Here is a 21,760-nt window from a genome sequence, read left to right as displayed (position 1 = left end):
ATAGAGGGCGGGAAAGAAGGGGCCGGACCGCGGGGAGAGCGGTCCGGCCCCGGTGCGCGGTCAGTCCGTGGACTTCGGGGGGCGCCCGCGGCGGGGGATGGGGCCGGGGCTGGAGGGGAGGCGGCCGGCCTCGGCGAGGGCGCGGCGGAGCAGGAACTCGATCTGCGCGTTCGCGCTGCGCAGCTCCTCGCCGGCCCAGCGGGCCAGCGCCTCGTACACCTGCGGATCGAGCCGCAGCAGCACCTGCTTGCGCGCCTGCCGGCCCGCCGGGCTCTGCTCGCCGCCGGGGGTCACTGGTAGAGGGTTCCCGTGTTGACCACCGGCTGGGCCGCGCGGTCGCCGCAGAGGACGACCATCAGGTTCGAGACCATGGCGGCCTTGCGCTCCGGGTCCAGGTCCACGATGTCCTCCTCCGCCAGGCGGGTCAGGGCGAGCTCGACCATGCCCACCGCGCCCTCCACGATCTGCTTGCGGGCCGCCACGACGGCGCCCGCCTGCTGGCGCTGGAGCATCGCGGAGGCGATCTCCGGAGCGTACGCGAGATGCGTGAAGCGGGACTCGATGATGTGCACCCCGGCCGCCTCGACGCGCGCGTGCAGTTCGACCGCCAGCTTCTCCGTGATCTCCTCGGCGTTCCCGCGCAGCGACAGGCCGCCCTCGTCGTGGGAGTCGTAGGGGTACTCGATGGCGATGTGCCGGACCGCCGCCTCGGTCTGGGTCTCGACGAACTCCGTGAAGTCCTCGACCTCGAAGGTGGCCCGCGCGGTGTCCTCGACGCGCCACACGACGACCGCCGCCAGCTCGATCGGGTTGCCGTAGGCGTCGTTGACCTTCAGGACGGCCGTCTCGTGGTTGCGCACCCGGGTGGAGATCTTCTCGCGCGAGGTGAGCGGGTTGACCCAGCGCAGTCCGTCGGTGCGGATCGTGCCCCGGTAGCGGCCGAACAGCTGCACGACCCGGGCCTCGCCCGGCGCCACCGTGTTCAGGCCGCTCATCGCTGTCACGGAGCCGAGGATCGTGAGCACGCCGAGGGCGATGAGCGCCGCCTTGGCCGCGACGGCCGTCGCCACCGCGCCCGCCGCGATGAGGCCGCCGCCCGCCAACAGGCCTGCCAGGCCGAGGAGTAGGGCCAGACCGCCGCCCACGCTGCGCGCGGTGAACTCCCGTACCCCGTCCGGGTTGGCGATTTGGTTCGTCATCTTTTGCCCCGTTTCTCTGGTCACGGCCGCTCGGACCGCCTAGCAAAGTGATATCACTTTTTTGCGTTGCGGCAACCCTTCGGCTTAGGTGAGCGTCGGTTCCAGTGATGTGGGTGCTGATTCTCACGTCCGAATTGACCGGTATTGGTCACGGTTGACCATCCTTTGTCACAGCCTGCGGTGTTAGCTTTCTGAGCTGACGTCGGGGGGGTAATCGAGCGGAGCGGGAGCGATGGGCCGAGCAGAAGTGCGTAAGGCGCAGCAGCGCGGTGCGGGGCGTGCGCCGAGCAGACGCGCAGGCGGCGGCAAGGGCGAGGGCGGCGCCGGCAAACGCAGCGGCATACGTCGCTTCTTCACGTGGAAGAAGATCCTCGGGACGTTCCTCGGGGGCATCCTCCTCCTCATGGCCGCGGCGATCGTCCTCTACTTCTCGGTGGACGAACCCAGCGACCCCAACAAGCAGGCCACGCTCCAGAGCAACACCTACCGGTACTCCGACGGCTCGATCATGGCCCGCACCGGTGACACGAACCGCGAGATCGTGCCGATCGACAAGATCCCCGAGGACGTCCGCACCGCCTTCATCGCGATCGAGAACAAGTCCTTCTACAGCGACCGCGGCATCGACGTCATGGGCGTGGCCCGGGGCCTGTTCAACACGGTCACCGGCAAGGGCAAGGCCGGTGGCTCGACGATCACCCAGCAGTACGTCAAGAACTACTACCTGACGCAGGACCAGTCGGCGACGCGCAAGCTCCGGGAGCTGGTGATCTCCCTCAAGGTCGACCAGCGCATGGAGAAGGACGACGTCCTCGTCGGCTACCTGAACACGAACTTCTACGGCCGCAACGCGTACGGGATCCAGGCCGCGGCCCAGGCCTTCTACGGGGTCGACGTCGACAAGCTCACGCTGGAGCAGGGCGCCTACCTCGCCGCCGTCATCCAGGCCCCCAGCCAGTACGACCTGGCGACGGCCGGCCCGAACGGCACCCGGCTGGTCAACATCCGCTTCAACGCCGTCCTCGACAACATGGTCGAGATGGGCAAGCTGGACCCGGCCAAGCGCAAGACCATGACCCTCCCGCCGCCGATCAAGCCCAAGCCCCGCCCGGGCATGGACGGCCAGAAGGGCTACCTGGTCCAGGCCGCCAACGACGAGCTGAACAAGCAGCACATCGAGGACGCCGAGATTGCGGCCGGCGGCTGGAGCATCACGCTCAACGTCGACAAGGCGAAGCAGGCGGCGCTGGAGAAGGCCGTCGACGACGAGCTGGAGTCCAAGCTCGACCGCAAGGACCCCAAGGGCCGCCCCCAGGACCAGAGCGTCCAGGCAGGCGCGACCTCCGTCGACGCGAAGACCGGAGCGATCGTCGCCATGTACGGCGGCCAGGGCCTGACGGAGAAGTCCGAGAGCAACGCCCTGCGCAAGGACTACCAGCCGGGCTCGACCTTCAAGCCGATCGTGCTCGCCTCCGCCCTGGAGAACGGGTCGAAGACCCAGGACGGCAAGCCGATCACGCCGAACTCGCTCTACGACGGCACCAGCAAGCGCCAGGTCGTCGGCAGCAAGATCCCGTTCAACCCGCAGAACCAGGACAACCTGAACTACGGCACCCCCCTGATGACGGTCCAGCAGGCGACCGACTTCTCGGTGAACTCCGTCTACGCGCAGATGATCGTGGACGTGAAGCCGCAGAACGTGAAGAAGACGGCCCTCGCACTCGGCATGGTGGACCGCGTCGAGGGCTGGCCCGAGGACAGGCCGGCCATGGCGCTCGGCACGATGACCGCGAGCACCGTGGAGATGGCCGCGGTCTACGCCAGCTTCGACAACCACGGCAAGAAGGTCACGCCGACGATCATCAAGAGCGCCGAGCACAAGGAACGCGAGTTCACGCCCCAGCAGGCCATCGGCAGTCAGGCCATCAGCCGCAAGACCGCCGACACCGTCACCAAGGTGCTCGCGGGCGTGGTCAACGACGAGGGCGGCTCCGGCAACAAGGTCAGGAGCCGCTCCTACGAGGCGGCCGGCAAGACCGGTACCAGTGAGTCGAACTTCTCCGCCTGGTTCACCGGGTACACACCCGAACTGGTCACCGTCGTGGCGATGTTCGGCGAGGAGCCGGGCACCCACACCCAGGTCACCCTGACCGGCACCGCCGGCCTGGGACGCGCGGGCGGTTCCAGCTTCCCCGCCTCGATCTGGAAGGCGTACACGCTGGCCGCGCTCAAGGGCGTGGACACCGGCGAGTTCGACGTGTCGGACGCTGACATGGGCCCCACCCAGGCGCCGTCCCGCAGCACGTCGCCGTCGCCCACGACGAGCCAGTCCTCCAGCCCGCCGGCCTCCAGCAGCAGCCCGGCGCAGTCCCCGACGACGCCGGTGACCCCCAGTACGCCGCCCACGCCGACGAAGAGCGCCACGACGCCGCCGGCGACGCCGACGACGACGCCGACCAAGACCGGCGGCCCCAAGCCGCCGGACCCGCCGCTGTTCGGCGGGAACGAGGGACGCTGACACACCGCCGCCCCGCAGCCTTCGGGCTGCGGGGCGGCGGTTTTTCGTGAGGCCAGGAGGAGACCGGTGCGCCGACCGGTCAGTTCCGGTCGTTCGCCCCCGGCAACGCGAGCTCGAACCAGACCACCTTTCCGCTGCTCAGGCGGGTCGCACCCCAGCGGCGGGCCATCCGGTTGACCAGGAACAGGCCGCGGCCGCCCTCGTCGGTGTCCCGCGCCCGGCGCTGGCGGGGCAGCTGCGGGGAGTCGTCGCCGACCTCGCAGCGCAGTACGTCCGTACGCAGCAGGCGCAGGGTCACGGGCCGCTCCGCGTACCGGACGGCGTTGGTGACCACCTCGCTCACCAGCAGCTCCAGCGAGTCGCTCAGCTCCTCCAGGCCCCACCGGGTCAGGGCACGGCGGGCGAACCGCCGGGCCCGGCCGGGAGCGGTCTCCTCCGGGTCGAGGAACCAATACGCGACGTCACTGGGCGCGATTCCGTCGAACCGGGCCGCGAGCAGCGCGATGTCGTCGTCCCGGTCACCCGGGCCGAGCATGTCCAGCACGTCGTCGCACAGGGCCTCCAGCGGCGGCGGATGGTCCAGGCCGGTCAGCTGGGCGGTGGTGGCCAGCCGCTCGCGCAGCTGCTCGATGCCGGTCCAGACGTCCCGCAGGCGCGACTCCACCAGACCGTCGGTGTAGAGCAGCAGCGTTGCCCCGGCGGGCGCGTCCAGCTCCACGGCCTCGAAGTCCACGCCGCCGACGCCGATGGGCGCGCCGGGCGGTACGCGGAGCACCTCGGCGCGGCCGCCCAGGTGCAGCAGCACCGGCGGCGGGTGGCCGGCATTGGCGATGGTGATCCGGTGCGCCACCGGGTCGTAGACGGCGTACAGGCAGGTGGCCATGCGGTCGGAGCCCAGGCGCTGCGCCTGCTCGTCCAGGTGGTGCAGGACCTCGGCGGGCGGCAGGTCCAGCTGCGCGAGGGTCTGCGCCGTGGTGCGGAGCTGGCCCATGATCGCGGCGGAGGTCATGGAGTGGCCCATGACGTCGCCGACGACGAGCGCGACCCGGCTGCCGGGCAGCGGTATGGCGTCGTACCAGTCGCCGCCGACCCGCGCCGTCTCGGCGGCGGGCAGGTAGCGGGAGGCCAGGCGCACCCCGGTGGGCTGCGGGAGGCTGTCGGGCAGCATGGTGCGCTGCAGCTCGTCGGCGATGTACGCCTCACGGCCGTACAGCACGGCCTTGTCGATGCCGAGCGCGGTGTGCGTGGCCAGTTGGGCGGCGACCAGGAGGTCGTTCTGCTCGAAGGCAGGGCGCTCCGGGCTGCGCAGGAAGACGGCGGCGCCGATCACCCGGCGGCGGCCGCGCAGCGGCGCGAGGACGGCCCGGTTGCCGCGCGGCAGCGGATGGTCCACGCCGAGCAGCTCGGGCAGCGCGGCCCGGGCGGCGGCGGAGGACCCGAAGACGGGCCGTACGCCGCGCAGCACCTCGGCGAGCGCGCCGCCGGGCCGGATCTCGCACAGCTCGGCCGCGGGCAGGTCACCCTGCGGGCCGACCAGCGGCAGCTGGCTGAAGTCGAGCTCGCCGGTGGCCCCCGCGGCCCCGGCGAGGTCCATGCCCGCGCCGATGGTGCTGCTGACGTCCGTCAGGTCGTCGATCGGCCGGAGCCGGTCGGTGCGCCGGAGCCTTAAAACGACCGGGCCGACGGGCCGCTCGTCGCCGACGGGCAGCGGATCGCGCAGGTAGACGAGGATGGCGTCCGAGAAGGTGGGCACGGTGGCCCGGCACAGGCCGAGCACGATCTCGTCGAGGTCGATGCCGCGGGCGATCCGCCGGGTGGCGGCGCCCACGAAACGCAGCCGGTCCCCTTCGCGGCGCGCGGCGGTCGCCTCTCCGGCGCCTGCTCCCGGTATGCCGCTCCCGCCGCCGTGGCGCTCGCCTCCGGCGCGGTACCCGCTGTTCTGCCCTGCGGTCCCGTCCCCACCGGGCACGGCGTCGGCTCCCGGCGCGGCCTGGGGCCGGGCGCTCTCGCCGCCGGCGGCGGCGCCCCGGCCGTCACCGCGCGGGCGGGGCGGCTCGGCGGGCTCGCCGAGCCCGGCGGCGGCGCCCGCGGCGTTGCGGGCGGCCGCGCCGTCCCGCAGCCGGACGCCGTCCTGGCCCGGCCCCTGGACCGGGTCCGAGGCGGCCGGGCCACCGGAGTCGCCCGGCGCGGGAGCCTTGCGCCGGGGCCGGGGGAGTCCCGCGGCCCCGCCCGAGCCGGCCGCGGAGCGGGCCGAGCGCGCGTCGGAGGCCGCGGCGGCCGGGCCGCCGCCCGACTCCGCGGCATGGCCTGCGTCGGCGCTCGGCGCATGCGTGCGTACGGCCTCGGCGGCCGCGATGGGCGCCTTGCCGTGGCCGGCCTCGTCCGTTCCTCCGCCGGAGGCGACGGGCTGCGGGCCCTCCTGGGAGGTGGGGTACTCCGTCACGCGTGGAATTCCGTCCGTTTGCGCTCGATGTGCGCTGCACTCAACTCGGTCAGTCGCGGTATACCCGCTCAGCGGCCCGGGCACCATCGCCCCGAGGTTCCTCTTTGGCTCTCGCCCCGCGCCGACCTCCCGTCAGCTTCCGCGTGCGGTACGACACTTGTTGATGCGCGGTCCGAACGCACCGGCCCGCGCGCGCGACCTCGCGGAGCACGATCCTACGTTTGAACCCCGGGGGCGCATCAAGGGTCTCATGAGGTCATATGCGCCGGGGTGTGGTCCCAGTCCTCCGGAAGGGCCGGAATCCTCCAGGCGGGATCCGGCCGCCAGTCCTGCCAGCCGGCGGAGAACGGAGCGCCCCATTCCTTGATCACCCCGACCGCAGCGCGCCCCGCGTGCCGGACCCGCAGCGCCTGCTGCCGGTCCATCAGGCCGGACCGCTGCGCCTGGGCGAACTCGTCCTCGTCCAGCCATTTCCAGCTGCGGTCCGGGTAGACGGCGATGTCCAGGAAGTGGTCCACGGAGTCCACCCCTCCGGCCCAGCGCGACCGAGGCTCCTCCAGGTTCACGTACCAGTTCTTGAACTGCCAGCCGTGTCCCCAGAACAGCCACACCGACCACGGGTCCCCGGGCCGGGCCAGCTTCAGCACCCCGCCGCCGAACCAGCGCGACCGTACGGTCGTCCGCGGGGCGGTGTAGCGGGTGGCGAGCGGTTCCTCGTGGACGGGGGTGCCGTCGGCCAGCACCGGCTTGACGCACTCGGTGCCCGGGGCCATCCAGACGGCCAGCAGCTCGTCGGTGTCCTGAACCACCGTCACCGGGCGGCAGATGTGCACCGGACCCTTCAGTCCCGGGGCGTGGTCGCGGTAGCGCCAGAGGATCTGTTCCCCGGGCGCCCAGCGCGTGCCCTGTGCGGGGCCCTGCGGCGCTTCCCGCGCCGAACCGCTCCCCGGCTTGAAGGTACCTGTCATGCGCAGATCTTAGGGCGGAGGCCCGCGCCCCCGCTGCGGTGCAGGTCACTGGGGGGTTGACGGGCGGGAATCGACCGGATCCGGCCCCCACCCGGGGGCCGGATCCGGCGTCTCACGGATGCGTCATGCGCAGCACGTCCAGGGCCTCGTCGAGCTGCTCCAGGGTGAGGGCGCCGCGCTCCACGTAGCCGGACTCCAGGACGACCTCCCTGATCGTCTTGCGCTCGGCGAGGGACCTCTTGGCCACCTTGGCGGCCTCCTCGTAGCCGATGTAGCGGTTGAGCGGGGTCACCACGGAGGGCGAGGACTCGGCGTATTCCCTGGCCCGCGCCTCGTTGGCGGTGATCCCGTCGACGGTGCGGTCAGCCAGCAGGCGGCTCGCGCTGCCCAGCAGCCGGATCGACTCGAGGAGGTTCCTGGCCATCACGGGGAGCATCACGTTGAGCTCGAAGTTGCCGGCCGCCCCCGCCACCGCGACGGTGGCGTCGTTCCCCATGACCTGTGCGGCGACCATCAGGACGGCCTCCGGGACCACCGGATTGACCTTCCCGGGCATGATCGAGGAGCCCGGCTGGAGATCGGGCAGATTGATTTCGGCCAAACCGGTGCGCGGTCCGGAGGCCATCCAGCGCAGGTCGTTGGAGATCTTGGTGAGCGAGACGGCGACCGTGCGGAGCATCCCGGAGGTCTCCACCAGCGCGTCCCGCGCCCCCTGGGCCTCGAAGTGGTCGCGGGCCTCGGTCAGCGGCAACCCGGTGGCGGCGGCGACCTCGGCGATCACGGCGGCGGAGAACCCGGGCGGGGTGTTGATGCCGGTGCCCACCGCGGTGCCGCCCAGCGGCAGCTCGGCGAGGCGGGGGAGGCAGGCGCGCAGCCGCTCGACGCCGTAGCGGAGCTGGGCCGCGTACCCGCCGAACTCCTGGCCCAGGGTGACCGGGGTGGCGTCCATCAGGTGGGTCCGCCCGGCCTTGACCACCTGCGCGAACTCGGCGGCCTTGCGCTCCAGCGCGGCGGCGAGGTGCTCCAGGGCGGGGATCAGCTCGCCGGTGACGGCGGCGGTGGCGGCGATGTGGATGGACGACGGGAAGACGTCGTTGGAGCTCTGTGAGGCGTTGACGTGGTCGTTGGGGTGCACCTCCCGGCCGAGGCGCTCGGTGGCGAGGGTGGCGATCACCTCGTTGGCGTTCATGTTGGACGAGGTTCCGGAGCCGGTCTGGAAGACGTCCACGGGGAAGTGGTCGTCCCAGCGGCCGTCCGCGACCTCGGCGGCGGCGGACCGGATCGCGTCGGCGACGTCCTGGTCCACCACCCCGAGCTTCGCGTTCACCGCGGCGGCGGCGGCCTTGATGCGGGCGAGCGCCTCGATGTGGGCGCGTTCCAGCCGCTGCCCGGACACGGGGAAGTTCTCCACCGCGCGCTGCGTCTGCGCGCGCCATTTGGCGTGCCGGGGCACCCGTACGTCGCCCATGGAGTCGTGCTCGATCCGGAACGCATCGGTCTGCTGATGGTCGGTCATTTTCCTGGCCTCCTCAAAAACTTGAGCAATTGTCTTGTTCGAAGTGTTCCCAACTCCCCTACCGGCCAGTAAATACCGTGGGTGTCACTGACATCCGGGGAGGCGTTCATGGCACGTGCACGTACGAAACCCATGCTCAGATCTACCTTCGCCGCCGTCGCGGCGATCGCGGCGGCCCTGGGGGGCGTCACCGCCGTCACCCCCATGGCCCAGGCGGCGACCGCCGCCGGGGCCGTCACCCCCCTCTCGCCCGAGCTGGAGGCCATCCGCGCCGCGGAGGCCACCAGGATCTACGGCGACGCCGCCATCCGCCCGCTGAACGAGCGCAAGACCGGCCTGGTCTCACTGGGCGACAGCGAGATATCGGGCGAGGGCGTGGGCAACTACGACCCCGCTACCAACACGCCGGACAACCAGTGCCACCGCTCGCCCGACTCGGCGATCCACCGCACCGGCATCCCGGCCGACCTCACCTTCAACGTGGCCTGCTCCGGCGGCTACACCGGCAACATCAGGATCGGGGGCAGCAAGCAGTACGCCGACGAGCTGGTGCAGAGCGACAGCCTGGCCGTCAAGGCCCGCAACACGAAGATCAAGATGGTGCTGCTGGTCGCCGGCGCCAACGACGACCTGCAGTTCGGCCCCGTCATGACCGACTGCGTGACCCGCTGGGTGCTCAGTCAGGGCACCTGCGAGCCCAAGTACGGGCCCGGCTGGCAGCCGCGCGTCGACGGCCTGAGGCCCAAGGTCGAGGCGACGGTCGCCGACCTCAAGACGGTCATGCGCGACGCCGGTTACGCCGACTCCGACTACAAGCTCGTCGTGATGGGCTACCCCAGCCCCATCGGCCCCGACTTCCACGACAACCCGAGCTTCCCCGGCAAGCTGCCCGGCGGCTGCGCCGGCTACGACTCCGACGCCACCTGGGGCCGCAACTACGCGGTGCCCACCTTCGAGAAGGGCATGCGCGCGGCGGCCCTCGCCTCCGGCGCCACCTACCTGGACAACTCGCGGCTCTTCCACGGGCACGAGGTGTGCATGGAGGACACCTGGGCCCGCGGCCTCTACCTCGACCTCGGGGACCACTTCCCGTGGGACGAGAACACCGCCCGCCAGTCCTTCCACCCCAACTACCGGGGCCACGGCGCCTTCGCGTCCTGTCTGACCCAGCTCTACAACTCCGGCCTGCGCGAGGCCTCCTGCGCCGACCCCGCGAGCACCGGGACGCCCGTCCTGCAGGCCGGGGCCTGGGACGACAAGTTCAAGCCCCTGAAGAACGAGGCGACCGGCAACTGCCTCGACTCCTTCGGCGGCTCCAGCGCCAACGAGACGAAGATCGTGGGCTGGGACTGCCACGGCGGCCGCAACCAGGGCTGGTGGTACGACGCCGCCCGCAAGTCCGTCCACACCGAACTGACCCAGGACCGCTGCCTCGACGCCCCCGGCGCCGACTACGGCTCCGGCACCGGCCTCATCATCTGGAACTGCCACGGCGGCGCCAACCAGCAGTTCGTCCGCGACGGCGCCACCCTGCGCCCCGCCGCCGCCCCGGGCATGTGCCTGACGGTGGCCGCCGCACACGAGCCGCTGCGCCTGCAGACCTGCAACGGATCCGCGAACCAGCGCTTCGCATAAACCGCCCCGCTCGACCCGATCACCTCACGCCCGGCCGGCGCACCCCGGCCGGGTGTATTTATGCGCGGCTTTAGCGTCGGCTTATGCGCGACTTTAGCCATGGCCGAAAACGGACTCGTCCATAACTTATCGGGGTGCCCATCCCGCATTCCATGCATACGATCCTGTGGTTGTTGCGCTTTCGGGGGTCAGACCATCCCCGAGGAGTGCCATCCAAGGGGGGATCGCTTTCATGAAGACGAAGTCCATGCGTGTCGCCGTCGCGGCGCTCGCGGCATCCGGAGCGCTGGTTCTCGCGCTGCCGTCCGCAGCCCAGGCGGAGCCCACCGCCCGGTGCTATCCGGACATGGCCTGCCTGTACTACAACTCGAACCAGGCGGGCGCTCTGGCGCAGATGTACCACATCGAGAATTACCCGGCGTACTTGTTCTCGGGGACGTTCAACCGCGGCACCGGGAACGGGGATACGGAGCTGCTCAAGAACAATGCCGCCTCGGCGGACAGTCGCTACACGCACCAGGCGGTTCGCGTTCATTTCAACAGCTGGTACAAGGGCCCCTACGACGTGGTCGAGCCCCAGACGAGGCGGAACCTCAACGCGACGTACAACAACAACGCGTCCTGGAACTACCACCCGAACGGCGTCTGAGAGCCATGGGAATGATGAGCGAAATGAACAAGAAGCGCACCCGTATTTCCCTCCTCGCGATGGCCGTGGCTTCCGGATCCGTGATGGCGGGCTACGCCGCCTCCGCCGGTACGGACGCCGGCGCCACCGCTGGTGCCGACGCGACGGCGATCGCCGGTTCCGCCCAGGTCCGCACACTGCCCATCGAGCAGTACCTGCCGACGCCGGCCGAGTTCGCGAAATTGAGTCAGGCCGGCGGGCAGCTCCAGCAGAAGTGCATGCAGGGCCTCGGCTTCGCCGCGTTCCAGGCGCCCGAGCAGGCGCCGGCCGACCCGCGCGAGACCTTCACCGACCTGCGCTACGGCACCGTGGACGCCGCCCAGGCGGCCCGATCCGGTTACAAGCCGGAGTTCGCGGCCTCCGCGCGCACGGCCAAGGCGGGCGGCGCGTCCGCGGCCGCAGCCGACGGCCCGGCCCCGTCCGGGGCGGTCGAGCCCGTGCTGAGCGACGCGGAGTGGCTCGCGATGACCGGCACCACCAAGGACGTCGGCGACAACGCCAAGGCCAAGCAGGCGGCGCCGAGCCAGGTCCAGGGCAAGGACGTCCCGCCGGGCGGCTGCATCGCCGAGTCCGCGCGCACCCTGACCGGGGGCAGCGAGAAGCTGTACGCGGACCTCGCCCAGGACATCAACGGCCAGTCCTTCAAGGAGTCCCTGAAGGACCCCCGGGTCACCAAGGCCTTCGCGTCCTGGTCCGCCTGCATGAAGGGCAAGGGGTACTCCTACAAGGACCCGATGCAGGCCAACGACGACCCGAAGTTCGCCGTGCCGACGGTCTCCGCCGAGGAGATCGCCGTCGCCAGTGCGGACGTGGCCTGCAAGAACAAGACGAAGCTGGTCGACGTCTGGCACTCGGCCGAGGCGCAGATCCAGCAGAGGATGATCGACGCCAAGGCGACCGAGATGGGCACGATCAAGAAGGCGAAGCAGACCGCTCTGAGCAAGGCCCAGGGCGCCTCCTGACCGGGGCCCGGCCCGGCTCCCGCACCCGCGGAGCCGGGCCGGAGGTCAGCGGGCCGCCTCCAGCTGTGCGCGCACCTCGCGCGGCCGGTTGGTGATCAGCGTGTCCACCCCGAGCCGCAGGCACAGTTCCACGTCCTCCGGCTCGTCCACGGTCCACACCCGCACCGACAGCCCCTTGGCCTTCAGCCGGGCCACCAGCCCCGGATCCCGGCGTACGAGGTCGATGCCCGGGCCCGCGTGCGTCGCGTACGGGGGCCGCACCGGGCGCAGCCGCCGCTCGATCAGGTAGACCGAGGTCAGGCCGGGCGCGAGCCGGTGCATCCGGGTCAGCGCGTTGCGGGAGAAGCTCATCACCTCGACCAGCCCGGCGGACCCGTCGGCGAGCCCGTACTGACGGAGCATCCGCACCAGCTCGGCCTCCAGCCGGCCGCCCGCGCGGGTCGGGTGCTTGGTCTCGACGGCCAGCCCGACGGGACGCGGCGCGGCCAGCGCCTCCCGGAGCAGGTCCTCGAAGAGCAGCACCCGGGCCCCGCGGTGCTCCTCGCCCTTCCACCCGCCGAAGTCGAGGCCGCACAGCTCCTCGTACGTCAGCGCGGAGACGACCCCCCGCCCGTCGGAGGTCCGCTCGACGCGCCGGTCGTGCACGCACACCAGCCGCTGATCGGCGGTGAGCCGCACATCGCACTCCAGCGCGTCGGCCCCGTCGGCGATGGCCTGCCGGTACGCGGCGAGAGTGTGCTCGGGGTGCTCGTGGGAGGCCCCACGATGGGCGACCACGCGAACGGCACGGTCGGTGCGGAGGTGCATCTGCGTCATGCCCCAGACGTTATCCGGATGCGTGGGACGCCCCGGTACCGGATCCTGCCCGGATGGCCGAACAGCAGATGTACCTGACGTTGCACTGCGCACCGTGCGAGGAGTGCGTCCAGGAGGACTGGCAGTTCATCCGGGACGGTGAGCTGCGCTGGGAGGGGTTCGAGCACTGTCCGCGGTACGAGGTCTACGCCTGCGACGACGGCCGGGGCGTACCGCCGCCGCGGGTCCGGGAGCGCATCGTGGCCCGGGAGGGCACGGTCCACCTGCCGGTCGGCAGGCCCGACGGGGTGCCGGTCGCGCTGCTGCGCCGGGTGTACGGGCTGAGCGTCGCCGAGGTGGTGGCCGCGCGGAAGACGGGGTACCGGGCCACCCCCGTCGAGGCCCGGTACCTGACGGGTCCGCCGCCTCGTCCTACGGCTGCGGTTGCGGGGACAGGGGGGCGGGGGTGACCTTGAAGCCGCCCTTGGTGACCTCGGTGAAGGGGGCCGGGGCCATGCAGGTGCCCACCGTGCCCTCGGTGACCGTGCCGTCCGGTTTCACGTCGACATTGGCGATGCCCCAGGAGAAGCCCACCCGGTCGGGAGCGCCGCGTTCGCCGTCCTGGACGCTGATGCCGATCCGCTTGCCGTCCCAGCCGACGTTCGAGGTGGTGACCACGGCGGTGAGGGTGGCGGTCCTGCCGCCCGTGACCAGGCAGTCCACCTCCGCCTCGGCGGTGCCGGTGAAGCCGGACTCCGTGAAGTAGTGGGAGATGGTCACCCGGCCGCGCGCGTCCGTCGGCAGGCCCTTCTCGCCCCGCGGGATCGGGAGCGGCCTGGTCCACGGGGTCGACTCGGCGTCGACGGTGAAGCGGATGTCGTCCTGGGCGGCGTACGGGTAGAGGATCGTGCCGCCCCCGTGCACGGAGGCGAGCCTCGATGCGGCCGGCGCGGCCGGCGCCGCCGGGGCGGGGGCCGCCGCGACCAGCGTGGCCACGAGGGCGGCGGCGGTACCGGCGAGGACGAGCGCGCGGGTGCGGGTGCGGTTCTTCATGCGAACTCCCGTTGCTTCGGGGCTTTTGGGTACGAGAACAGCCTCGCCGGGGCCCGCCGGCCTGCCATCTGCCGATGGGCGGACATGCCCGAGGGCCCCTCCCCCGAACGGGGGAGGGGCCCTCGGACCGTCGCGCTACAGACCCGGTCCGCGGACCGGGATGTGGGTGAACGTCGGCTCCGGCGCCGGGTTCTGGAAGAAGTCGTTGCCCTTGTCGTCGACCACGATGAAGGCCGGGAAGTCCTCCACCTCGATCTTCCAGACCGCCTCCATGCCGAGCTCCTCGTACTCCAGGACCTCGACCTTCTTGATGCAGTCCTGGGCCAGGCGCGCCGCCGGGCCGCCGATCGAGCCCAGGTAGAAGCCGCCGTGCGCACCGCACGCGTCCGTCACCTGCTGGGAGCGGTTGCCCTTGGCCAGCATGACCTTGGAGCCGCCCGCCGCCTGGAACTGCTCGACGTACGAGTCCATGCGGCCGGCCGTGGTCGGGCCGAAGGAGCCGGAGGCGTAGCCCTCGGGGGTCTTCGCGGGGCCGGCGTAGTAGACCGGGTGGTCCTTCAGGTACTGCGGCATCGGCGCGCCCGAGTCCAGCAGCTCCTTGATCTTGGCGTGCGCGATGTCGCGCGCCACGACCAGCGGGCCGGTCAGGGACAGGCGGGTCTTCACCGGGTGCTTGGTCAGCGTCGCCAGGATGTCGTCCATCGGCTGGTTCAGGTCGATGGAGACCACGTCCGCGGACTCGGCCAGGTGCGCGTCGGTCGTGTCCGGCAGGAAGCGCGCCGGGTCCGTCTCCAGCTGCTCCAGGAAGACGCCCTCGGCGGTGATCTTCGCGGTCGCCTGGCGGTCGGCCGAGCAGGACACGGCGATCGCGACGGGCAGCGAGGCGCCGTGGCGCGGGAGGCGGACCACGCGGACGTCGTGGCAGAAGTACTTGCCGCCGAACTGCGCGCCGATGCCGATCTTCTGGGTGAGCTCGAAGACCTTCTCCTCCAGGCCGAGGTCACGGAAGCCGTGGCCCGTGGCGGAGCCCTCGGTCGGCAGCTCGTCCAGGTAGTGCGCGGAGGCGTACTTCGCGGTCTTCAGGGCGTGCTCGGCGGAGGTGCCGCCGACCACGATCGCCAGGTGGTAGGGCGGGCAGGCCGCCGTACCGAGCGAGCGGATCTTCTCCTCCAGGAACTTCATCATGGAGGCCTCGTTGAGGACCGCCTTGGTCTCCTGGTAGAGGAAGGACTTGTTGGCCGAGCCGCCGCCCTTGGCCATGAAGAGGAACTTGTACGCGCCGCCGTCGGTGGCGTACAGCTCGATCTGCGCGGGCAGGTTCGAGCCGGTGTTCTTCTCCTCCCACATGGTGATCGGGGCCATCTGCGAGTAGCGCAGGTTCAGGCGGGTGTACGCGTCGTAGATGCCGCGCGACAGCGCCGCCTCGTCGCCACCCTCGGTCAGCACGTTCTGGCCGCGCTTGCCCATCACGATCGCCGTGCCCGTGTCCTGGCACATCGGCAGGACGCCGGCCGCCGCGATGTTCGCGTTCTTCAGCAGGTCCAGGGCCACGAACTTGTCGTTCGAGGAGGCCTCGGGGTCGTCGATGATCCGGCGCAGCTGCGCGAGGTGCGCGGGGCGCAGGAAGTGCTGGATGTCGTGGATGGCCTCTTCGGCCAGCTTGCGCAGCGCCTCGGGCTCGACCTTGAGGAACGTACGGCCGTCCGCCTCGAAGGTGGACACGCCCTCGGCGGTCACCAGCCGGTAGGGGGTGGTGTCCTCGCCCAGGGGCAGCAGGTCGGTGTACGCGAACTCCGGCATCGTGTGGCCAATCCTCACTCGGCAGACAGCGCTGACGACCAATTGGCAGCGCAGTTCACCAGCGTAGGACCTTCCGCGGGGGACGTGTCTGTGAGGTAAGGCTCACTCGGTAGTATCGCGATCTATCGTGTCTCGCTATGCTGGGTCCGTGGACCTGGAAAAGCACCCCGCCGCCCCCGCAGCCGCAGCCTCTCCCGCCGAGCTGCGCGCCTCCGACGCCGACCGGGACCGGATCGCGCAGATCCTCGGCGATGCCCTCGCCGAAGGCCGGCTGACCTCCGACGAGCACTCCGAGCGCCTGGACTCGCTGTACGCCCTCAAGACGGTCGGCGAGCTGGAAGGCCTCGTACGGGATCTGCCCGCACCCGGCGGCGCCCACGCCCCGTTCGCGCAAGCGGGCCCCACGCCGCCGGCCGGCGCCCCCGCCGAGACGATCGTCGCCGTGTGCAGCAGCTCCGCCCGCAAGGGCCGCTGGCGGCCGGGCGCGCACACCCGCGCGGTCTCGGTGATGGGCGACATCACCATCGACCTGACCGAGGCCGTCTTCGAGCAGCAGGTCACCGAGGTCAACGTGACCTCCGTCCTCGGCAACGTCGAGGTCCTGGTCCCCGAGAACGTCACCCTGCGCGGCTACGGCAGCGGGGTCCTCGGCAACTTCGAGGTACGCGGCGAGGGCCGCGGGGAGAGCGACCCGCAGGCGCCGGTGGTGATCGTCCGGGGCTTCGCCCTGCTCGGCAACATCGAGGCGCGGCCCAAACCGGGGGCCCGCCTGGTCGATCTGGCCCGCAAACTGCGCGAGCGCCGGGACGGCTGAAAGCCGCTCACGGCCGAGGGGCGCGTTTCGGACGAACCCCCGGCGCCCGGTGGCACCCGGTGCATAGGGGCGCGTGCAGCGGGTAGGGACAGGTGCATCGTCTCTCGCTCGCGTACCCGTCGTCAGGAGTAGACCGTGCCGCATCCGCCGCATCAGTCCCTGAAGGTTGCCGCCGTGCCGAAGCCGCGGGTGCCGGCGAGGGCTGAGGACGGCCCATGGCACGCGGAGGCGGTGTGCCGCCGGGACGAGGCGGGACTGTTCTTCGCGCCCTCCAAGGAGCCCACGGCCGCCCGGCTCTCCCGCGAGGAGGCCGCCAAACGCGTCTGTGCCCGCTGCCCGGTCATGGTCGCCTGCCGGGAGCACGCACTCCTCCAGCCCGAGCCGTACGGGGTCTGGGGCGGCCTCACCGCCGCCGAGCGCCGGGTGGTCCTGGCCCGCATGCGCCGCAGGTCGGCCGAGCTGCGCCAGGCCCCGGCGGCCGGGCCCGTCGCGGCCGCGGGCTAGGAGCCCGGGGCGCGCGCGGCCCCCGTACGAGCCGCTCGGGCACAGCGAGAGGGGCGGTCACCGCCGCACACGGTGACCGCCCCTCTCGATGTGGACGCGCGCTGGTGTCCTACTGCTGTCGTACTGCTCTCCTACTGCGCGCGGTCGAAGTCGATCGCGCTGTACGCGCGCAGCTTCGACAGCCGGTGCGTGGAGTCGATCTGCCGGATCGTGCCCGACTTCGAGCGCATGACCAGCGAGGACGTCGTCGCGGTCTCCGAGCGGTAGTGGACGCCGCGCAGCAGCTCGCCGTCGGTGATGCCGGTGGCGACGAAGAAGACGTTGTCGCCGGAGACCAGGTCGTTGGTGTGCAGGACCCGGTCCAGGTCGTGGCCCGCGTCGAGGGCCTTCTGGCGCTCGGCCTCGTCCTTCGGCCACAGCTTGCCCTGGATGGTGCCGCCGAGGCACTTGATGGCGCAGGCCGAGATGATGCCCTCGGGGGTGCCGCCGATGCCGAGGAGCAGGTCCACGCCGGTGCCCTCGCGCACCGCCATGACCGAGCCCGCGACGTCGCCGTCCGAGATGAACTTGATCCGGGCGCCCGTCTCGCGGATCTCCTTGACGATGCCCTCGTGGCGGGGGCGGTCCAGGATGATGACGGTGACGTCCTCGACGGCCATGTTCTTGGCCTTGGCGACGCGGCGGATGTTCACCGAGACGGGGGCGTTGATGTCGACGAAATCGGCGGCCTCGGGGCCGGCGACCAGCTTCTCCATGTAGAAGACCGCGGACGGGTCGAACATGGTGCCGCGGTCGGCGGCGGCGAGCACCGCGATGGCGTTCGGCATGCCCTTGGCGTTCAGGGTGGTGCCGTCGATCGGGTCCACGGCGATGTCGACCTCGGCACCGGTGCCGTCGCCGACGCGCTCGCCGTTGAAGAGCATCGGGGCTTCGTCCTTCTCGCCCTCGCCGATGACGACGACGCCGTTCATCGAGACGGTGGAGATCAGGGTCCGCATCGCGTTGACCGCGGCGCCGTCGGCGCCGAGCTTGTCGCCGCGCCCGACCCACCGGCCCGCGGCCATGGCGGCGGCCTCGGTGACCCGGACGAGTTCCAGGGCGAGGTTGCGGTCGGGGGCCTCCGGAGAGACTTCGAGCTGGGGCGGCAGGTTGTGCTCGGTCATCGGAGCGCACCTTTCTGTACGGCGACGGCCGGGAAGGGAGGGTGCTGGAACTCTATCGGTACGTCGACATATTGAGCAGGGCGGGTCACGTATGAGCGGAATATCGGTCAGGCCTTTGGCCTGAGCGGACATCTTGCGGGTCCCGGGTGGAACCTCAAGCGTCCGCCGTCCGGCGCGCCCGCGCGACCCCGGCGGTGATCGCCCCCTCGCGATGCGGGACGATGGTGCCGTGGCAGGTATGAAAGGCAAGCAGACGGTCTGGGACATGGTCCGGTCGCTGAGCGTGATCGGCGTCGTCGTCGCCGGGATCTACCTCTTCGTCCCCCATGACGACGAGGCCGATCCGACGCACGCGGTCGACTACCGGGTGGAGACGATCACGGCCCGGCGCGCGGCCCCGTATCCGGTGGCGGCCCCCGTGGGGCTCCCGGAGCAGTGGCGGGCGACGTCGGTGACGTACGAGCGCAAGAACGCCAACGCCTGGCACCTGGGCTTCCTCGACCCGGAGAAGCAGTACGTGGCGGTGGAGCAGTCCACGGACACCTCGCCCAAGTACCTGGCCCGGGTCACCCAGAGGGCGACGGCCACCGGCCAGACGCAGCAGGTCGGCGACACGGCCTGGGAGCGCTGGGACGGCGAGAAGTACGACGCGCTCGTCCGCCGGGAGCAGGGCCACGTCACGGTGGTGACGGGAACGGCCTCCTTCGAACAGCTGGGCGCGATGGCGGCGACCCTGGAGTTCAAACAGGGCGCCTAGCCCGCCGCTCTCGGCCCGTGCCGCCGGTTTCGGCCCGTGCCGCCGGTTTCGGCGCCGTGCCCCGCGCCTCAATCGCCGGCGGGGCGGAAATGCCGGTACGGGGGACGGGGGCGGTTGTGCGGGTTGGCTGCGCCGCTTGGGCGGGGTGGGGTGGGGGCCGGTTGTGCCGGGGGCGGGCGCGCGCCGGGGCGTCTCCTCGGGCGCCGAACGTGTCGAGGGGTCGGAGAGCGCAGCCTCGTTGTGTTCGGCACCCTGCGGGGATCACCCCGGCACACACCCGCCCCCGTCCCAACCGGCCCGGCTGCCCCGATCCCTCGGCCTCGCCGCGCAAATTCAGCCCCGCCGGCGTTTGAGGCGCGGTGTCCGGGGCGGAGCCCCGATCTTTGCGCCGCACCCTCTAGCTGCGCCGCACAATCCGGCCTCCGCCGCACAAACCAGCCCCTCCGGCGTTTGAGGAGCGGGGTGCGGGGCGGAGCCCCGGTCTTTGGGCCGCGCCGTCCAGCTGCGCCGCGCTACTCCGGCCTCCGCCCACCATCCGGCCCCGCCGCACAATTCAGCCCCGCCGGCGTTTGAGGCGCGGGGTGCGGGGCGGAGTCCCGGCCGGGCGGCGCAGCTGAAGGGCCGTGCCCCCGGGGGCACGGCCCTTCTCGCGTACTACGGCTACGGCCGTGTCAGACGGTGGTGACGACCTCGTCGAACGACAGGCGCGGGGAGCGCGGGAACCCGGCGTCCTCGCCCGGCTTGCCGATGTTGACGACCATCAGCGGGGTGTGGTCGGCGTCCAGGAACTCCTTCTGGATGCCGGCGAAGTCGGCGCCGGTCATCGGGCCCGCGGCCAGACCGGCGGCGCGGACGCCGACGATGAAGTACGCGGCCTGCAGGGCGGCGTTCAGTAGCGCGGACTGCTCGCGGACCGGGCGCTCGGCGAAGAAGAGGTCCTTGGCCTGCGGGAAGTGCGGCAGCAGCTGCGGGAGCTCCTCGTGGAACTCGTTGTCCGCGGAGAGGATCGCGACCAGCGGCGCGGTGGCGGTCTTCGCCGCGTTGCCCTCGGCCATGTGCTTCACGAGGCGCTCGCGGGCCTCGGGGGAGCGGACCAGCGTGATGCGCAGCGGCGTCTGGTTGAACGCGGTGGGGCCGAACTTCACCAGGTCGTAGATCGCCTGGACCTGCTCCTCGGTGACCGGCTCGTCCGAGAACGAGTTGGCCGTGCGGGCCTCGCGGAACAGCAGGTCCTGCGCGGCGGAGTCAAGAACGAGAGACATCGGAAAGCCTTCTTCCATACGGAGGTGAAGCGATGTCCCTGACTCTACGGCCCAAGTAGATGAATTTTCAACTAAATCACCCTGAGGGTGATCCGGATCACTCCTCCTCGGCCGGCTCGCGCGCCGCCAGCGCCGAGTCCAGCCGGGCCCGGGCGCCCTCCAGCCAGTGCCGGCAGACCTTCGCCAGCTCCTCGCCGCGCTCCCAGAGAGCCAGCGAGTCCTCGAGCGAGGTCCCTCCCGCCTCCAGCTTGCGGACGACCTCGATGAGCTCGTCGCGGGCCTGCTCGTATCCCAGCGCGGTCTCGGCCTCTGTCATTCCCTTTTCCACCCTATGTGTGTAGTGCAACCAGTTGGTTGCGGCCGTGTGTCGTGTTTCCGGGTGCCGCTGCCCGCCGCCCCTTACTCGGCCGGGGCGACCCGTACGGATTACTCGGCCGGGGCGACCCGTACGGAGAAGGTGCCCTCCGCCACCCGTGCGCGCAGCACCTCGTCCGCCGCGAGCTCCTGCGGCGAACGCACCACATGGCCGTCGGCCCGCTGCAGTACGGCGTACCCGCGCTCCAGGGTCGCGGCCGGGGACAGCGCCACCACCCGGGCGAGGGTGTGGGCGAGCTCAGAGTCGGCCCGGTCCAGCAGGTGCCCGAGCGTGCGCCGGCCGCGCGCCAGCAGCGCGTCCAGCTCGTCCTCCCGGATCTCCACCATCCGCTGCGGGTGGACGAAGACCGGCCGGGCGAGGGCGTGCGCGAGCCCCCGCTCCTCCCGGTCGAGCAGCCCGGTCACCGCGCGCAGCCCCCGGGCCTGCAGCTGGCGTACGCGCTCCAGCTCCTCGCCCACGTCCGGGACCACCTTCTTCGCCGCGTCCGTGGGCGTGGAGGCCCGAACGTCCGCGACCAGGTCCAGCAGCGGGGAGTCCGGCTCGTGGCCGATCGCCGAGACCACGGGCGTGCGGGCCGCCGCGACGGCGCGCACGACCTCTTCGTCGGAGAAGGGCAGCAGGTCCTCCACGCTGCCGCCGCCGCGCGCCACGATGATCACGTCGACCTCGTCCAGGGCGTCGAGCTCCTTGACCGCCCGGACCACCTGCGGCACCGCGTGGACGCCCTGGACGGCCACGTTCCGCACTTCGAAGCGGACGGCGGGCCATCGGCGGCGGGCGTTCTCCAGTACGTCGCGCTCGGCGGCTGAGGCGCGGCCGACCACCAGCCCGATCAGCTGCGGCAGGAAGGGCAGCGGCTTCTTGCGCTCCAGCGCGAAGAGCCCCTCGGAGGCCAGCGACCGCTTGAGCCGCTCCAGGCGGGCGAGGAGCTCCCCGATGCCGACGGGCCGTATCTCCGTGGCCCGCAGGGACAGCTGCCCGCGCGGGGCGTACCACTCGGGCTTGGCCAGCAGGACGACCCGCGCACCCTCCGAGACCACGTCCGCGACCTCGTCGAAGACCTGGCGGAAGCAGGTCACGCTGACCGAGATGTCGTGCGAGGGGTCGCGCAGCGTCAGGAAGACCACCCCCGCCCCCGGCCGCCGCGAGAGCTGCGTGATCTGCCCCTCCACCCACACCTGACCGAGCCGCTCGATCCAGCCCCCGATGAGCCGCGACACCTGGCCTACCGGCAGCGGCGCCTCGGCCGACGTATTCAGACCCATGCACGCAGGCTAACGGGCGCCGCTGACAGCGTCTCAGGCCCC

20 protein-coding genes are annotated in these 21,760 nt (G+C 71.6%); 8 read left to right on the top strand and 12 right to left on the bottom strand.

Features of this window, described 5'->3' with window-relative positions:
- Positions 1 to 60 precede the first annotated feature (60 nt).
- Together IF88_RS0120140 and IF88_RS0120135 are read right to left on the bottom strand one after the other, a co-directional pair.
- Positions 61 to 294, bottom strand: coding sequence for a hypothetical protein (locus tag IF88_RS0120140; protein ID WP_030713938.1), 234 nt, complete (start codon positions 292 to 294; stop codon positions 61 to 63).
- A complete protein-coding gene (locus IF88_RS0120135) occupies positions 291 to 1,199 on the bottom strand; it encodes an SPFH domain-containing protein (protein WP_030713934.1) in 909 nt (302 codons plus the stop codon). Before IF88_RS0120135 ends, IF88_RS0120140 begins: the two co-directional genes overlap by 4 nt.
- A 232-nt stretch (positions 1,200 to 1,431) precedes the next feature.
- Here IF88_RS0120135 and IF88_RS0120130 point away from each other — a divergent pair, with 232 nt between their 5' ends.
- Positions 1,432 to 3,717, top strand: a complete 2,286-nt coding sequence (locus IF88_RS0120130; protein ID WP_030713931.1) for a transglycosylase domain-containing protein — start codon at positions 1,432 to 1,434, stop codon at positions 3,715 to 3,717.
- A gap of 79 nt (positions 3,718 to 3,796) precedes the next feature.
- Here the strand turns inward: IF88_RS0120130 and IF88_RS0120125 are convergent, their stop codons facing one another.
- The 3 genes from IF88_RS0120125 to IF88_RS0120115 form a co-directional block, all read right to left on the bottom strand.
- Entirely contained in the window at positions 3,797 to 5,836 is a 2,040-nt protein-coding gene (locus tag IF88_RS0120125) for a SpoIIE family protein phosphatase (protein WP_063754820.1), read from the bottom strand.
- Between the two features lie 572 nt (positions 5,837 to 6,408).
- The gene (locus IF88_RS0120120; protein ID WP_030713926.1) at positions 6,409 to 7,128 is read right to left on the bottom strand and encodes a DUF402 domain-containing protein; all 720 of its coding nucleotides are present in this window, start codon (positions 7,126 to 7,128) and stop codon (positions 6,409 to 6,411) included.
- A gap of 112 nt (positions 7,129 to 7,240) precedes the next feature.
- On the bottom strand, positions 7,241 to 8,644 hold the full coding sequence (locus IF88_RS0120115) for a class II fumarate hydratase (protein ID WP_030713923.1): 1,404 nt from the start codon (positions 8,642 to 8,644) through the stop codon (positions 7,241 to 7,243).
- Between the two features lie 108 nt (positions 8,645 to 8,752).
- On the opposite strand from IF88_RS0120115, the gene IF88_RS0120110 reads away from it, so the two are divergent.
- The 3 genes from IF88_RS0120110 to IF88_RS42215 all read left to right on the top strand — a co-directional run bounded on the left by IF88_RS0120110 (position 8,753) and on the right by IF88_RS42215 (position 11,929).
- A complete protein-coding gene (locus IF88_RS0120110; protein WP_030713920.1) occupies positions 8,753 to 10,279 on the top strand; it encodes a ricin-type beta-trefoil lectin domain protein in 1,527 nt (508 codons plus the stop codon).
- Positions 10,280 to 10,511: 232 nt separating this feature from the next.
- Positions 10,512 to 10,928 carry a hypothetical protein gene (locus IF88_RS0120105; protein ID WP_051837206.1) on the top strand — a complete coding sequence of 139 codons (417 nt, stop codon included), beginning with the start codon at positions 10,512 to 10,514 and terminating at the stop codon, positions 10,926 to 10,928.
- Between the two features lie 23 nt (positions 10,929 to 10,951).
- On the top strand, positions 10,952 to 11,929 hold the full coding sequence (locus IF88_RS42215; RefSeq protein ID WP_051837204.1) for a hypothetical protein: 978 nt from the start codon (positions 10,952 to 10,954) through the stop codon (positions 11,927 to 11,929).
- A 45-nt stretch (positions 11,930 to 11,974) separates the two neighbouring features.
- Here IF88_RS42215 and IF88_RS0120095 read toward each other — a convergent pair whose 3' ends face one another.
- A complete protein-coding gene (locus tag IF88_RS0120095) occupies positions 11,975 to 12,736 on the bottom strand; it encodes a glycerophosphodiester phosphodiesterase family protein (RefSeq protein ID WP_107050584.1) in 762 nt (253 codons plus the stop codon).
- 62 nt (positions 12,737 to 12,798) lie between these two features.
- Here IF88_RS0120095 and IF88_RS0120090 point away from each other — a divergent pair, with 62 nt between their 5' ends.
- Positions 12,799 to 13,194: a hypothetical protein gene (locus IF88_RS0120090; RefSeq protein WP_030713903.1), complete on the top strand. Its 396-nt coding sequence runs from the start codon at positions 12,799 to 12,801 to the stop codon at positions 13,192 to 13,194.
- On the opposite strand, the gene IF88_RS0120085 is transcribed toward IF88_RS0120090, so the two are convergent.
- Both IF88_RS0120085 and IF88_RS0120080 read right to left on the bottom strand, forming a co-directional pair.
- Positions 13,157 to 13,777 carry a hypothetical protein gene (locus tag IF88_RS0120085; RefSeq protein ID WP_030713900.1) on the bottom strand — a complete coding sequence of 207 codons (621 nt, stop codon included), beginning with the start codon at positions 13,775 to 13,777 and terminating at the stop codon, positions 13,157 to 13,159. The two genes, IF88_RS0120090 and IF88_RS0120085, sit on opposite strands and share 38 nt — an antisense overlap.
- Positions 13,778 to 13,912: 135 nt before the next feature.
- Entirely contained in the window at positions 13,913 to 15,577 is a 1,665-nt protein-coding gene (locus IF88_RS0120080) for a fumarate hydratase (protein ID WP_030713898.1), read from the bottom strand.
- Between the two features lie 148 nt (positions 15,578 to 15,725).
- Here IF88_RS0120080 and IF88_RS0120075 point away from each other — a divergent pair, with 148 nt between their 5' ends.
- Positions 15,726 to 16,391: a DUF1707 SHOCT-like domain-containing protein gene (locus tag IF88_RS0120075; RefSeq protein ID WP_030713895.1), complete on the top strand. Its 666-nt coding sequence runs from the start codon at positions 15,726 to 15,728 to the stop codon at positions 16,389 to 16,391.
- A 135-nt stretch (positions 16,392 to 16,526) separates the two neighbouring features.
- The gene (locus tag IF88_RS0120070; RefSeq protein WP_030713891.1) at positions 16,527 to 16,895 is read left to right on the top strand and encodes a WhiB family transcriptional regulator; all 369 of its coding nucleotides are present in this window, start codon (positions 16,527 to 16,529) and stop codon (positions 16,893 to 16,895) included.
- A 131-nt stretch (positions 16,896 to 17,026) separates the two neighbouring features.
- On the opposite strand, the gene glpX is transcribed toward IF88_RS0120070, so the two are convergent.
- Complete coding sequence (gene glpX, locus IF88_RS0120065; protein ID WP_030713888.1) at positions 17,027 to 18,058, bottom strand: class II fructose-bisphosphatase; 1,032 nt, start codon at positions 18,056 to 18,058, stop codon at positions 17,027 to 17,029.
- A gap of 238 nt (positions 18,059 to 18,296) precedes the next feature.
- Between glpX and IF88_RS0120060 the strand changes: the two genes are divergently transcribed.
- A complete protein-coding gene (locus IF88_RS0120060) occupies positions 18,297 to 18,815 on the top strand; it encodes a DUF4245 domain-containing protein (protein ID WP_234323619.1) in 519 nt (172 codons plus the stop codon).
- Positions 18,816 to 19,486: 671 nt separating this feature from the next.
- Here the strand turns inward: IF88_RS0120060 and IF88_RS0120055 are convergent.
- The 3 genes from IF88_RS0120055 to xseA all read right to left on the bottom strand — a co-directional run bounded on the left by IF88_RS0120055 (position 19,487) and on the right by xseA (position 21,718).
- Positions 19,487 to 20,077, bottom strand: a complete 591-nt coding sequence (locus IF88_RS0120055; protein ID WP_030713882.1) for a malonic semialdehyde reductase — start codon at positions 20,075 to 20,077, stop codon at positions 19,487 to 19,489.
- A gap of 97 nt (positions 20,078 to 20,174) precedes the next feature.
- Complete coding sequence (locus IF88_RS0120050) at positions 20,175 to 20,393, bottom strand: exodeoxyribonuclease VII small subunit (protein WP_030713879.1); 219 nt, start codon at positions 20,391 to 20,393, stop codon at positions 20,175 to 20,177.
- A 110-nt stretch (positions 20,394 to 20,503) separates the two neighbouring features.
- Entirely contained in the window at positions 20,504 to 21,718 is a 1,215-nt protein-coding gene (xseA, locus tag IF88_RS0120045; RefSeq protein WP_030713876.1) for an exodeoxyribonuclease VII large subunit, read from the bottom strand.
- Positions 21,719 to 21,760: the final 42 nt, after the last annotated feature.

The organism is Streptomyces sp. NRRL F-2580 (assembly GCF_000720115.1).
In the GTDB taxonomy this organism is placed as follows: domain Bacteria; phylum Actinomycetota; class Actinomycetes; order Streptomycetales; family Streptomycetaceae; genus Streptomyces.
This window is presented reverse-complemented; position numbering and strand designations above follow the sequence as displayed.

What these genes read in the sequence shown, in the direction of transcription:
- IF88_RS0120135 (WP_030713934.1), bottom strand. Translation starts at nt 1,199, where the DNA reads ATGACGAACCAAATCGCCAACCCGGACGGGGTACGGGAGTTCACCGCG.
- IF88_RS0120130 (WP_030713931.1), top strand. Translation starts at nt 1,432, where the DNA reads ATGGGCCGAGCAGAAGTGCGTAAGGCGCAGCAGCGCGGTGCGGGGCGT.
- IF88_RS0120120 (WP_030713926.1), bottom strand. Translation starts at nt 7,128, where the DNA reads ATGACAGGTACCTTCAAGCCGGGGAGCGGTTCGGCGCGGGAAGCGCCG.
- IF88_RS0120115 (WP_030713923.1), bottom strand. Translation starts at nt 8,644, where the DNA reads ATGACCGACCATCAGCAGACCGATGCGTTCCGGATCGAGCACGACTCC.
- IF88_RS0120110 (WP_030713920.1), top strand. Translation starts at nt 8,753, where the DNA reads ATGGCACGTGCACGTACGAAACCCATGCTCAGATCTACCTTCGCCGCC.
- IF88_RS0120105 (WP_051837206.1), top strand. Translation starts at nt 10,512, where the DNA reads ATGAAGACGAAGTCCATGCGTGTCGCCGTCGCGGCGCTCGCGGCATCC.
- IF88_RS42215 (WP_051837204.1), top strand. Translation starts at nt 10,952, where the DNA reads ATGAACAAGAAGCGCACCCGTATTTCCCTCCTCGCGATGGCCGTGGCT.
- IF88_RS0120095 (WP_107050584.1), bottom strand. Translation starts at nt 12,736, where the DNA reads ATGCACCTCCGCACCGACCGTGCCGTTCGCGTGGTCGCCCATCGTGGG.
- IF88_RS0120090 (WP_030713903.1), top strand. Translation starts at nt 12,799, where the DNA reads ATGGCCGAACAGCAGATGTACCTGACGTTGCACTGCGCACCGTGCGAG.
- IF88_RS0120085 (WP_030713900.1), bottom strand. Translation starts at nt 13,777, where the DNA reads ATGAAGAACCGCACCCGCACCCGCGCGCTCGTCCTCGCCGGTACCGCC.
- IF88_RS0120080 (WP_030713898.1), bottom strand. Translation starts at nt 15,577, where the DNA reads ATGCCGGAGTTCGCGTACACCGACCTGCTGCCCCTGGGCGAGGACACC.
- glpX (WP_030713888.1), bottom strand. Translation starts at nt 18,058, where the DNA reads ATGACCGAGCACAACCTGCCGCCCCAGCTCGAAGTCTCTCCGGAGGCC.
- IF88_RS0120060 (WP_234323619.1), top strand. Translation starts at nt 18,297, where the DNA reads ATGAAAGGCAAGCAGACGGTCTGGGACATGGTCCGGTCGCTGAGCGTG.
- IF88_RS0120055 (WP_030713882.1), bottom strand. Translation starts at nt 20,077, where the DNA reads ATGTCTCTCGTTCTTGACTCCGCCGCGCAGGACCTGCTGTTCCGCGAG.
- IF88_RS0120050 (WP_030713879.1), bottom strand. Translation starts at nt 20,393, where the DNA reads ATGACAGAGGCCGAGACCGCGCTGGGATACGAGCAGGCCCGCGACGAG.
- xseA (WP_030713876.1), bottom strand. Translation starts at nt 21,718, where the DNA reads ATGGGTCTGAATACGTCGGCCGAGGCGCCGCTGCCGGTAGGCCAGGTG.